The organism is Microcoleus anatoxicus, from assembly GCF_042465725.1.
Lineage (GTDB): Bacteria > Cyanobacteriota > Cyanobacteriia > Cyanobacteriales > Microcoleaceae > Microcoleus > Microcoleus anatoxicus.
The window spans coordinates 6,224,592-6,237,231 of sequence record NZ_CP120853.1 but is presented as its reverse complement, the minus strand read 5'-3'; the positions used below and the strand labels follow the sequence as shown (position 1 = coordinate 6,237,231).

Below are 12,640 nucleotides of genomic sequence, written 5' to 3'. Positions count from 1 at the left end.
TGTTCGATCCATGGCAATATTAAGGAATTGTTAAGTTATGCGACGGTTTCGCAAACAAAACTTCCCGCACAAATAGTCCCGCAAATCCACCGTTCCCATTAGGAGCCAACCCATCTATGATTCCCAACCATTCCTTCGCGGCTGACGAGCATTCTAGCAAACCTGACAAGCCCGAGGAAGCTTGCGGCGTTTTCGGTATCTACGCACCTGGTGAAGATGTCGCCAAGTTGACCTATTTTGGTTTGTATGCGTTGCAGCACCGGGGCCAGGAATCCGCAGGTATTGCCACCTTTGATGGCGATCGAGTATACCTGCACAAAGATATGGGACTGGTTTCCCAAGTCTTCAATGAATCTAGTTTAGGTCACTTGCCCGGTAATTTAGCCGTAGGTCACACTCGCTACTCTACTACGGGCTCGTCGCGGGTTGTCAACGCTCAACCTGTGGTCGTCGAAACTCGTTTGGGAAGTCTGGCTCTAGCACATAACGGGAATCTTGTCAATACAAAAGAATTGCGGGAAGAATTGTTGTCTCGGAACTGCGAGTTTGTGAGCACGACGGATTCAGAGGCGATCGCCGTGGCGATCGGTTCGGAGGTAGACAAGGGTAAAGATTGGCTCGAAGCAGCCATCAGTGCCTTTGGGATGTGCCAAGGAGCCTTTAGTTTGACCATCGCCACCCCCAAGGGTGTCATGGGAGTCCGCGACCCCCACGGAGTCCGCCCCTTGGTAATTGGCACTCTCCCCACAAATCCGGTACGGTATGTTTTGGCATCGGAAACTTGCGGATTAGATATTATCGGTGCGGAATTTTTGCGCGACGTAGAACCGGGAGAATTAGTTTGGATTACAGAGGAAGGTATGGCTTCCTTTCACTGGAGTCAGCAACAAAAACGCAAACTTTGCATCTTTGAAATGATCTATTTTGCTCGACCAGATAGCATGATGGAAGGTGAAAGTTTGTACAGCTATCGACTACGAATCGGGCGTTTATTAGCCGCTGAATCTCCGGCAGATGCTGATATAGTCATTGGCGTTCCTGATTCGGGAATCCCAGCGGCGATCGGTTTTTCTCAAGCTTCCGGCATTCCCTACGCGGAAGGATTGATTAAAAATCGCTACGTCGGACGCACTTTTATTCAGCCGACTCAAACTATGCGGGAGTCAGGAATCCGCATGAAACTAAACCCTCTGCGAGATGTGTTGGAAGGGAAACGGGTAATCATTATCGATGATTCCATCGTCCGCGGTACTACCAGTCGCAAAATAGTCAAAGCCTTGCGGGATGCTGGTGCTACCGCAGTTCACATGAGAATTTCTTCCCCCCCTGTGACTCATCCTTGTTTCTATGGCATTGACACAGACAATCAAGATCAGTTGATTGCAGCTACTAAGTCTGTCGCTGAAATCGCCGCTCAAATTGAGGTTGATTCTTTGGCTTTCTTGAGTTGGGAAGGAATGCTTAAGGCGACTAATGAAGATACGAACAGTTTCTGTTCTGCGTGTTTTACCGGCGATTATCCGATCCAGGTTCCAGAATTGATTAAACGAGCGAAGCTAATATTAGAAAAAGCTGCAACTTAGAAGAAGTCATTAGTCAGTAGTCAGTAGTCATTAGTCATTAGTCATTTGTTAATTGCTACCAATGCCCGATGCCCAATACTTCGGCTACGCTCAGCACAGGTGCCCGATGCCCTTCTGCCATAACTCGTTGCCAGACTGTGTGTAGAAATGTTAAATTAAATTAGCTTTGCCATTGGCAGGCTGGAAGCTTTGCTTCCAAAACCTCACTCTCAGATCGAAGTCGCATTTCGCACTTCCAACGGGCACAGGAGATTTTTTCAGATAACAGGGTCGATCGCACAAATTTTCCCCCTACCAGCATTCCCCAAGCCACTGGGCTGGAGAATCGCCGACGGATGATTTCCTGCGAACTAAATAACAGAAACCCTTACTGAGTATAAATTATGGCTCCTTGGAGCCACAGTGACTGAATAAGTAACGAAATGCGGTTTCTCAAGTCAGCTTAAATCGGAAACTTCGTGCAATCAAATACTGTTCTCAATCAGCCGAGCGATAAAAGCTCATCATCTCGTACAACAGAGTTACCTTTTACTCTTGCTGATATCAAATCAGCCATTCCAGCCCATTGTTTTGAACCCTCGGCTGGGAAATCCCTTGCTTACTTCTTCTTGGATCTTGGAATCATCGCAGGTTTATATGCGATCGCCTATACCCTTGATTCGTGGTTCTTTTATCCCATATTCTGGTTAATGCAGGGAACCATGTTTTGGGCATTGTTTGTAGTCGGCCACGACTGTGGACACGGTTCATTCTCCAAGAGCAAATGGCTCAACAACCTGATCGGACACCTTTCCCACGCTCCAATTCTCGTGCCCTTCCACGGTTGGCGGATCAGCCACAGAACCCACCACGCCAATACAGGTAGCTTAGATACTGACGAAAGCTGGTATCCGGTATCCGAGAGCAAATACAATCAAATGCCCTGGTATGAAAAACTGGGACGCTTCTATTTGATGTTATTTGCCTATCCAATATATCTATTTCGTCGATCGCCCGATCGGGTAGGTTCTCACTTCATGCCGAGTAGCCCCATTTTCCGTCCTTCGGAAAAATGGGATGTATTAACCAGCACAGCATCCTTAATAGTAATGGTCGGATTTTTGGGTGCGTTAACCTATCAATTTGGTTGGCTGTTTTTACTCAAATTCTACTTGGTTCCCTATGTAATTTTCGTGATGTGGTTGGATTTGGTAACATTCCTGCACCACACAGAGCCGGATATCCCCTGGTATCGTGGAGATGACTGGTACTTCTTGAAAGGTGCGTTATCAACGATCGATCGGGATTATGGCATCATCAACCCTATCCATCACGACATCGGCACCCACGTAGCCCACCATATTTTCTCGACAATGCCACACTATCACTTGAAGGAAGCAACCGAAGCCATCAAGCCAGTGTTAGGCGATTATTATCGCAAATCAAGCGAGCCAATTTGGAAGAGCTTTATTCGCTCTTACTGGGATTGTCATTTTGTTTCCGATACAGGATCTAAAGTGTACTACGAATCGCCCAACAGTCGGAGTTCTACCCAAGTGAAGTAAATCCACTAGAACTTACGGAAAAACCCGGTTTCTTATAAAAATCGTCGCTTTCTCGCCTGAGATATTGACACAGAAACCGGGTTTTTGACCCCCCGTGCGTCCAAGACTTTATTATAGCCTCTGCATTTTTTATGCAACATCTGCTATAAAATTCAACAAAATACGTTGGTGAGCAACACCCAAAGGTCGCACATCTCCTGACTGCTGGGAAAAGCATTTTCCAGCCCGAATCTCCTCCGGTGTCAACAACTTCAGATCCCAACCCTCAAGCAAAACTAAATCATTGACACCGACATCAAGTGGTGCATGAAAAACATGGCGCATAACATCTCCTTCTAAATCCCCACAAAAAAAAGCAACACTGGGAGGAGCATAACTAATTTCCTCCTTCAATTCCCGTAGGACAGCAACTTCAGGCGTTTCTTCCGGTTCCATATGGCCACCAAACAAAGCCCAATGTCCGGGATATCTAATATGAGGCACATCATCGCGCAACTGGCACAGAAACTTGCCATCTCGGTACAAAATAGCGATCGCAACGTGAATATTAGTCATTAGTTATTGGTTATTAGTTATTGGTTTACGTTTAAGCAGTTCCACTTCCTCAATATAAACCTCACCTAAATCTTCAGCCAAACCCTTGAGCTTAATACTTTTATAGCGAACTTGCCCCTTGAGCATAATTTCATCTCCTAGCTGTGGCAAAGCCTGCTTCGTTAAAACCCAAATACTACCACTAGCATCTTGAAGTTGATAAGCAGCATTCCCCAGAAACGGAGCACGATTTTCCACCTTTCCCTGGAGATAAACCTCCGTATCCACTTGCCGTTTTTGTTGAATATCACTAATTTTAGAAACATTAAAACCAAAATTAAATTGAGACACCGGCAAATTTGCACAACTTACTAAACCGCTAGCGATGGCGAGGAATAAACAACCCATGGAGAACTTTTGAAGCAAAACTTCCTTTATTGCATTAGTCATCTTTCAAATGATTTGAAATGTGAGATACGACTCAACTTTAACCAGAATCCTGAGAATCGATCGAAACTAAGCAATTTCGATATTATAGTGCTTGGCGACGGTTAAGCTAAAATCTAAAATCGTCAGCCCTAACCCAGAGTCTACTATGGATGCCAAAACTGCTCAAATACTAGATGGTAAAGCTTTAGCAACAAAGATTCAAAGCGAGCTGAGCGATCGAGTTCATTCCCTACAAACCCAGATTGGGCGTCCTCCGGGACTTGCGGTACTGATGGTGGGCGACAACCCAGCCAGCGCAGCTTACGTGCGAAACAAAGAACGAGCCTGCGCTAAAGTTGGCATAGCTTCCTTTGGTCAGCATTATCCCGCAAATGCAACTCAAGCCGAACTCGAACTGGCAATTCATGCACTCAACGAGGACGATCGAGTAGACGGGATTTTAGTACAACTCCCACTTCCAGAGCACCTAGACGCAATTTCCCTACTGTACCAAATTGCCCCAGCCAAAGATGCAGACGGACTCCACCCTGTAAATTTAGGCAGCCTGGTACGGGGAGAAAAAGGTTTACGTAGTTGTACTCCCGCCGGAGTCATGCGACTGTTGCAAGAATACCAGATTGACTTAAAAGGAAAAAATGCCGTAGTTTTGGGGCGGAGTATTTTGGTAGGTAAACCGATGGCGCTAATGCTATTAGAAGCCGATTGTACAGTGACAGTAGCTCATTCGCGGACGCAAAACCTAGAATCCATCACCAGCCAAGCCGATATCTTAATCGCCGCCGTCGGGCGCACAGAAATGATTACAGCTAATATGGTCAAACCAGGGGCCGTAGTCATCGATGTCGGTATTAACCGCGTTGTCAATCCAGACGGTACTAGCCGGTTGGCGGGAGATGTGGACTTTGATGCTGTTAAAACAGTAGCCGAATTTATCACACCAGTGCCGGGAGGAATCGGGCCAATGACTGTGGCGATGCTGTTAGAAAATACCGTTTCTAGTTACAGCCTCAAGTAGAAGTAGGTGCGTCGCTGTCAGCATTAGTGTCAACAACCAGGTACAACCAATAGTCCGACAGGGGTTTCAACCCCGCTTAGGACTCGCGGGATGACCAACGAACTTGGCGGACTGACAGCTTAAGTTGACACCAATGCGCTGTCAGATGTGACATCGAGTTAGAAGATTGTCGATCGCGACACACCCTACTGCTTGAGAGCAACAATACGAATTCGGCGATAATCTGCAATCCAAGTACCATCACGATAAAGTGTCGATCGCAAACGATGTTCAACTTGTTTAATTGCGTGCGATCGCACTTCCTCAGACAGCCCCGAAAAAAACCCACCAGCAAACATTTCAATCCAATTTACCATACCAGCATCACCGCCAGCCAGGGGAGTCGGGCGATCGAACAAAACCGCATAACGCACCTCAAAACCCTGCTTTTCCAAAAGCCCAGCATACTCACCAACACTCGGAAAATACCAAGGATTAAGCGACGCAGGCGACTCGCAACCAATTTCCGACAAAACACTCAAAATTGCCCCAACGATAGCCCCCACATTACCCTTACCCCCAAACTCAGCCACAAAACGCCCACCCGGCTTCAGTGATTTTGCCACGCAATTAATCACAGCATCCGCTTCCTTAACCCAATGCAAAACCGCATTAGAAAAAACAGCATCCAGCGATTCAAAAACTTCAAAATCACGAGCATCAGCCACAGCAACATCAAGCTGAGGATAATTAGATCTAGCTTTCGCAATCATCGACAAAGATGAATCAATCCCCTGCACAAAAACACCACTCTCAGCAATCTTTTGAGTTAACTGTCCCGTACCGCAACCTAAATCTAAAATCCGTTCACCAGCCTGCGGATCGAGTAATTTCAAAAGCGATTCCCCGTAATGCCAAACAAAACCATGATTTCCCTCATAAAGCGCAGAATTCCAAAAATCTTCTAACATCCTTCTTTCCTCTTCACTTCGTGTCCTTAGCGCCTTCGCGGTTCGTTATCATCCATTTTTTCGATAACACAAGTTGACAATTAAATCATTAAATTCCCGATTCCCCAATTACCTATTCCCCAATTACCTATTCCCCAATTACCTATTCCCCAATTATCAAAATGTCCAATATCTGTTTAATTAACAACTTATACTTTTCAAATATTAATGAATGGAAAATTATGGAACTACGACATTTGCGTTATTTCATTGCAGTTGCAGCTCTGATTTGGTGCGACAATCCCACACCAGTGCTGCTGCGGTTTTTGGAGACAGCCAGAGACTTATCAACTCTTCAATCTAAAACCTAAAATCTCAAATCGATACACAAATTTCTGTGCAACAACACCCGTAGAGTAGAGATCTCCAATAATTATTGTGGAACAGGTCGGAGAGCCTGTTCAAAACAGGCGATTCTTGCGATGACTAATGATTAAATTGAGTCTCAGATTTCGATCGATCGGCCACCGTAAAAGTCGGCGCGATCGACCTTAATCACTCATCGATTAGTCCCAACCGGAATCCCTCCTAGCGCCCAATTTCAACATCTTCAAGGATACCAAGTGCGTCAGGTACTAGCACGGCTGCGGAGTAATATGCAGTAACAAGGTAGGACATAATCGCCTTTTCACTAATACCCATAAATCTAACAGATAGACCTGGTTGATATTCGTCAGGTATCCCCGTTTGCTGTAAACCGATTACGCCCTGATCTTCCTCACCAGTACGCAACACAAGAATAGAACTGGTTTGGTTCTTGGTGATGGGTATCTTATTGCAGGGAAGAAGAGGTACACCACGCCACGCAATAACTTTACTCCCGTCCATGTCGAGGTTTGGTGGATAGATGCCCAAGCGGTTACACTGCCGGCCGAAGGCTGCAATAGTGCGAGGATGGGCTAACAAAAACTTCGACTTTCTGCGGCGAGTAAGCAATTCATCTAAGTCGTCAGGTGTAGGCGCACCAGTGCGGGGGTGAAGACGCTGTTTAAGGTCAGCATTGTGCAGTAAACCAAATTCACGGTTGTTGATCAACTCATATTCTTGACGTTCCCGTAATGCCTCAATCGTCAGACGTAATTGTTGTTCCGTCTGGTTCATTGGTTCATTATACAAATCAGCGACGCGAGTATTGATCCTTAACACAGTTTGGGCAATACTTAACTCATATTCGCGGGGAGAAAGTTCGTAGTCAACGAAAGTCCCTGGTAATTGAGTTTCTCCAGTATGTCCTGAAGATAAAGCAATGGTGGCTTCACCCTGCTTATTCTGTGGTAATTGTGCGCGAGTTACGGCTCGATCGATATGAGTCTGTAAAGCCTCCGACTGGTTCAGAATTTCCCTAAACGCTTGTTGTGGTAAGCTTAATACTGTGCATCGAGTCACAGCTTTAACCGTAAACTTCCAATTGCTTTGAGATGCTACTAAAGCTTCATCGCCAAAATGATCCCCATCAGCTAACCCACCTAATAAAGGTTCTTCTTCATATTTGGGAAGACCAAATTTATTAAGTTTACCATGAGCGATCAGGAAAAGTCGATCGACTGGTTGACCTGATTGTACAATAATGTCACCAGAAGCAAACTCCTGTTGCACGAAGCGACTAGCTAAAGCTGTTAAGACTTCAACATCATCAAAACCTCGCAATAAGGGTAATTCCGTCAGTTCTTGAGGAATTACCTCAATATTTGCACCTGTATTCGTAAAAGTAATTCGTCCATCACCTAAAGTATAGGTTAAACGACGGTTTACCCGATAATTACCACCTTTGATCTGCACCCACGGCAACATCTTCAACAACCACCGCGAGGTAATTTCCTGCATTTGCGGTGCAGATTTAGTTGTTGTTGCCAAATTACGGGCTGCTGCTGTACCTAAACTCTGTTGAGGTTGTCCATTCTCAACCTCCAAACTCGAATCATTAGAATATGTCATTACCTCATCCTTTACTTACTAACAAAAATGCTGAATAATACCCATTTCATCGATTCTTACTACATTGGGTTGATCCCCCCTAACCCCCCTTAAAAAGGGGGGAACAAGAAATTTGCTCAAAGTCCCCCTTTTTAAGGGGGATTTAGGGGGATCGTTTTTGTAGCAGTGTTTTATGAACTTAGTATCAAATAGTTGAGAGGTCAAAGTAATCAGTTTTTTGTCAAAAATTACTGGATTCAACCCTAAAAATAGAGCGTAATTATCAATTGACAAAAATCAATTACCTTAATACCAATTTTTTATGAGGCTGCATAGAATTTCGATCCCCCCTAACCCCCCTTAATAAGGGGGGGACAAGATTCTTCTCAAAGTCCTCGCAACGATGCGGGGGATGCGAGGGGGATCGAGATATGTGCAACGACCCATTAAATTGGTATAACCTCTCAAAACCAAGTTAACGACCGATTTCGACATCTTCGAGAATGCCGAGGGCGTCAGGAACTAGGACGGCTGCGGAGTAGTAAGCTGTGACGAGATAAGACATAATTGCCTTTTCGCTGATGCCCATGAAGCGGACAGACAAGCTAGGTTGATATTCGTCAGGAATACCAGTTTGATGTAAACCGATAACGCCTTGTTTTTCAAGACCAGTGCGGAGTAAGAGGATAGAACTGGTGCGGGTATTTGTGATGGGGATCTTGTTGCAGGGAAAGATTGGTACACCACGCCAAGCCGGAACTTGTTGGCCGCCCATGTCAATGCTTTGTGGATAGATCCCTATGCGGTTACACTCGCGAGCGAAGGCTGCGATCGTGCGGGGATGAGCCAGGAAGAATCCTGGGTCTTTCCATACCGTAGCCAGCAATTCGTCCATGTCGTCTGGAGTAGGTGCGCCACTGCTGCTGTAGATGCGTTGTTTGAGGTCAGCGTTATGCAGCAACCCAAATTCTGGGTTGTTGATCATTTCGTGTTCTTGACGTTCCCGTAATGCCTCAACAGTCAGACGCAATTGTTGCTCGGTCTGATTCATTGGTTCATTGTACAGATCGGCTACCCTGGTACTGATCCGCAACACGGTTTGGGCGATGCTCAAATCATATTGGCGGGGTGAGAGCTCGTAATCAACGAAAGTACCAGGCAACTCAGTCTCGCCGCGATGACCCGCAGATACATTAATAGCAGCTTCACCTTCAGTAGTTTGTGGCTGGCTGAGGAGGGTTCGGAACTGATCGACCTGACTTTGTAAAGCTTCGGACTGGTTAACGAGTTGCTCAAACGCCTGTTGAGGTAATGCTAATACGATACATCTGGTGACAGCTTTGAGGGTATACTGCCAGGTGTCCTGAGACTCTACTAAAGCTTCATCGCCGAAATGATCGCCATCAGCGAGTACATCTAAAACAACCTGTTCGTCATACTTGCCAAGACCAATCTTGTTAACTTTACCACGGGCGATCAACAATACTCGATCGGCTGCTTGACCTATTTCAACGATCGTGTCCCCGGCCGCGTACTCTTCCTGCACAAACTGGTTCGCCAACGCAGTTAAAACTTCTGTGTCCTCAAACCCTCTCAGCAAGGGCAACTCAGTAAGTTCTTGGGGAATTACTTGTACGGTCGATCCGGTGTTAGTAAAAGAGACTCTTCCATCACCTACGGTATAACTTAATCGACGGTTAACTCGATATACACCACCTTTTGTTTGCACCCAAGGTAACAGTTTCAACAACCACCGCGAGGTAATTTCCTGCATCTGCGGTGCAGATTTGGTGGTCGTCGCCAAATTACGGGCTGCTGCTGTACTTAAACTCAACTGAGGCTGTTGATTCTCAACATCTGAACCCGAATCATTAGAATAGGTCATAACTTAATTCTTCACTTTCTAGTTACTCAAAAAACAACTTGGTTTTACTTGACCGAATGGCGATCGAGAAAAATCGAAGTTAACAAGACTGATTGTCTTGTAAGAAGATACGATGAGATTATTTTGTTACAAAGATATACATTTTCAATATATCCTTGACAAAACGATACAATTTGATTCAAATTTATCGATCATTGGCAAAAAGATTGGTTGCACCGACCAACGATCTGATATGTGCTGCCGAAGTGCCAAACCCTGTGGGACCGTTGAGCAGTCGCACTACTGGCGAAGCACTATTCCGCAATTCAAATTCCTTATAGCGGTCTACTTTCCTATGCCACTTGAGTACGCCACACATCCATTGTTCCAGTTTTTTGACATATGCAAGCAGTTTCTCGCGAGTGCTTTCATCCAGGTTGAAATCCTCAAAAAGGGCTGGCAGTTCGGTGGCGACAATGTGTTGAAACTGTTGCGCCCGCGCGGTCATCAGATTGTTCACAATCTCCACAGCTTGGGTTATATCGCAGTTGAGGAAATTCTGCACAACCAGTACGATGTTATGGATTTCCCCTTCAAATTCGATTTCTTTCTGGTAGGAGAAGATATCATTAGTGAAACAGGCAAAGTCGGCGGCGGAATTTTCCAGCGATCGCATTGGCCGGCTGTAATAAATCTCCATTGGTATCTCGCCGCCCTGGGCTAGTCGAGACAAGCTCATTGTCAAATCCGAACCAAACGTCTTACGGCGCATTTCAATATAATCGATCGGGTCTGGAATCCGATTTTGAGTTTGATTAGCCAGTTCCCACACCCAACTGTCAGTCATATCCTGAATCGCGCGGCGGAACTCAGTCCGCGCATTAGCAGACATCGGGCCAGCAGTTCGAGACCAAATATCTGCCAAACCCCTTTCTACTGGATTAGTCGGTACGGCTGGGGGGGTGGAGTCGTCGAGAGGCATAAACGCCGACAGTCGGGCGTTGAACACTTTCGCCCCAGCTAAGTCACGGTTATTCCCGTAGAGTGCTGGGAAGTAATCATCGGCATAGGTTCCCCAAACCAGCCAGCAAGCTGTTAAATTTAGCTCATACTCAGACCCCTTTGGATGTATCCACGCACCGCAGAGGGCTACATCAGCAACATCAAACTTGTGGTCATTCCAGATGAAGGCATCAGGAATGCCCGGTAGTGAGTCCAGCATCCCCATCCGGCGCGCCCATTCCTTAGAATGATTCCGCGCGGCATCCAGATTGGGATTCAAAGTAGTAGAGAAGGGCATATAAAAATTGGGCAATTTCACTGGCCCTACAGCCTGGTAGGGAACGTGAGTAAAGCTCTTGAACCTTCCTAAACCCAAGTTGGCGTATAACGACTCAAGCCGCGCCGCCGATGTGCCTAGTCCAGTAGGCCCACCCAGAATCGTTGGTGTCGCAGAATTATCCGCTTCCTGTTTGTTCATATAGCGGCTCGATCGCATATGCCACTCGTGACCGCCCGACTGCCAGTCCTGAAGTCCTTTGATATAAAGGAGAACATGGGCACGCTCTACTGGATCTACTCCGTACTCCTCAAACAGGGAAGGTAACTCGGTGACAGCAGTATTGTCAAACTGATATAACCGTGAGTTCAGCAGTTCATTGGTGAGGTTAGCCGCCTCTTGGGTACTCACATTGAGGAAGCGTTCTAAGACCAATACACAGTTGGAGTTCTCCCCTTCATCTTCCACTTCTCTTTGATAGGAGAATAGGTCGTTGCGTAGATGTACTCCATCGGCAAATGTGTCTTTCAAGACTTGCATGGGCCGAGTTGCGGCAATTCTAGCCGGAACTTCTACAAACGCGGCGTGTTCCACCAGATCCGCAGACCAGGGTGCGCCCCCAACTTTACGCCGCATCTCAATGTATTCGATGGGGTTGGCAATTCGATTTTGGTTGATATTGGCAAGTTCCCACATCGACTCATCCAAGAGGTTTTTGGTACTCTCGAAGAACCGTCGCCGCCATTCCACAGACTTAGTATAGGCGGTGCGAGACCACAGGTTTGCCAAGCCCCGCTCTACTGGGTTGGTGGGAACGGGAGGGGTGTCGTTAGGATAGATCGGCATAAATGCGGGTAGTCGATCGAGGTACTCCTTCGCCCCAACCATGTCTTGGCTACGCTTGTAGATTTCCAGAAAGTGGTCGTCAAAAAAGAATACCCACACATACCAGTCGGTTACTAAGTCTAGTTCCGTTGCTGGTGCGTCTGGATGGGTATAGGAGCACAGCAAGGCGTAGTCATGGGCATCGAATTTGCGTTCGTCCCAAATAGGCTGGCCTTGGGCTTCTTCTTTTGAGCCAAGTATCCCCATCTCGTAGGCCCATGCTTTGGAATGAACTCGCGCGGCTTCCAGGTTTGGGTTCAGCCGCGCCGGCCAAGGCATATAAAATTCTGGCAGTTTAAAGGGTTGCATGATCTACCGTAAGCTTCTACTGAGTATTCTTGCTATTTTTTGCTGACAAACGGCCGAGCTGTGGCGGTTGGCGATCGTTCTCGTCGCCCTAGCCATGTCCCATGTGGTTTGTTTGTGATTGTACAGTAGGCTGGTTCCTATCCACGGTAGCGATCGACTAAATAAAATTTAACAAAATACTTTGCTGAAGCAGAGCGAGGCGATCGCCAATCTCCTGACTGCTCAGAAAAGCAGATTCTGGCCCGAATCTCCTCCGGTGTCAACAACTTCATAT

At 46.4% G+C, this 12,640-nt stretch carries 11 protein-coding genes; 4 read left to right on the top strand and 7 right to left on the bottom strand.

The window, feature by feature from the left end:
- Positions 1-116 precede the first annotated feature (116 nt).
- Together purF and P2A85_RS27090 are read left to right on the top strand one after the other, a co-directional pair.
- Complete coding sequence (gene purF, locus P2A85_RS27095; RefSeq protein ID WP_377476537.1) at positions 117-1,583, top strand: amidophosphoribosyltransferase; 1,467 nt, start codon at positions 117-119, stop codon at positions 1,581-1,583.
- 458 nt (positions 1,584-2,041) lie between these two features.
- On the top strand, positions 2,042-3,127 hold the full coding sequence (locus P2A85_RS27090) for a fatty acid desaturase (RefSeq protein WP_341733913.1): 1,086 nt from the start codon (positions 2,042-2,044) through the stop codon (positions 3,125-3,127).
- Between the two features lie 129 nt (positions 3,128-3,256).
- On the opposite strand, the gene P2A85_RS27085 is transcribed toward P2A85_RS27090, so the two are convergent.
- Positions 3,257-3,682, bottom strand: a complete 426-nt coding sequence (locus P2A85_RS27085) for an NUDIX domain-containing protein (protein ID WP_377476534.1) — start codon at positions 3,680-3,682, stop codon at positions 3,257-3,259.
- 3 nt (positions 3,683-3,685) lie between these two features.
- Positions 3,686-4,111 (bottom strand): DNA-binding protein, encoded by a 426-nt coding sequence (locus P2A85_RS27080; protein WP_377476531.1) that lies wholly within the window; start codon positions 4,109-4,111, stop codon positions 3,686-3,688.
- A gap of 145 nt (positions 4,112-4,256) precedes the next feature.
- Here P2A85_RS27080 and folD point away from each other — a divergent pair, with 145 nt between their 5' ends.
- Positions 4,257-5,126 (top strand): bifunctional methylenetetrahydrofolate dehydrogenase/methenyltetrahydrofolate cyclohydrolase FolD, encoded by an 870-nt coding sequence (folD, locus tag P2A85_RS27075; RefSeq protein ID WP_377476528.1) that lies wholly within the window; start codon positions 4,257-4,259, stop codon positions 5,124-5,126.
- 185 nt (positions 5,127-5,311) lie between these two features.
- Here the strand turns inward: folD and P2A85_RS27070 are convergent, their stop codons facing one another.
- Positions 5,312-6,076: a class I SAM-dependent methyltransferase gene (locus P2A85_RS27070; RefSeq protein WP_377476525.1), complete on the bottom strand. Its 765-nt coding sequence runs from the start codon at positions 6,074-6,076 to the stop codon at positions 5,312-5,314.
- Between the two features lie 221 nt (positions 6,077-6,297).
- Here P2A85_RS27070 and P2A85_RS27065 point away from each other — a divergent pair, with 221 nt between their 5' ends.
- Positions 6,298-6,426, top strand: a complete 129-nt coding sequence (locus tag P2A85_RS27065) for a hypothetical protein (RefSeq protein WP_377476522.1) — start codon at positions 6,298-6,300, stop codon at positions 6,424-6,426.
- Positions 6,427-6,643: 217 nt separating this feature from the next.
- Here P2A85_RS27065 and P2A85_RS27060 read toward each other — a convergent pair whose 3' ends face one another.
- From P2A85_RS27060 to P2A85_RS27045, 4 genes are all read right to left on the bottom strand, one after another.
- Positions 6,644-8,050: a family 2B encapsulin nanocompartment shell protein gene (locus tag P2A85_RS27060; protein ID WP_377476519.1), complete on the bottom strand. Its 1,407-nt coding sequence runs from the start codon at positions 8,048-8,050 to the stop codon at positions 6,644-6,646.
- A 454-nt stretch (positions 8,051-8,504) separates the two neighbouring features.
- Positions 8,505-9,914: a family 2B encapsulin nanocompartment shell protein gene (locus P2A85_RS27055; RefSeq protein WP_377476516.1), complete on the bottom strand. Its 1,410-nt coding sequence runs from the start codon at positions 9,912-9,914 to the stop codon at positions 8,505-8,507.
- 184 nt (positions 9,915-10,098) lie between these two features.
- Positions 10,099-12,366: a family 2 encapsulin nanocompartment cargo protein terpene cyclase gene (locus P2A85_RS27050; RefSeq protein WP_377476513.1), complete on the bottom strand. Its 2,268-nt coding sequence runs from the start codon at positions 12,364-12,366 to the stop codon at positions 10,099-10,101.
- Between the two features lie 137 nt (positions 12,367-12,503).
- On the bottom strand, positions 12,504-12,638 hold the full coding sequence (locus P2A85_RS27045; protein WP_377476510.1) for a hypothetical protein: 135 nt from the start codon (positions 12,636-12,638) through the stop codon (positions 12,504-12,506).
- Positions 12,639-12,640: the final 2 nt, after the last annotated feature.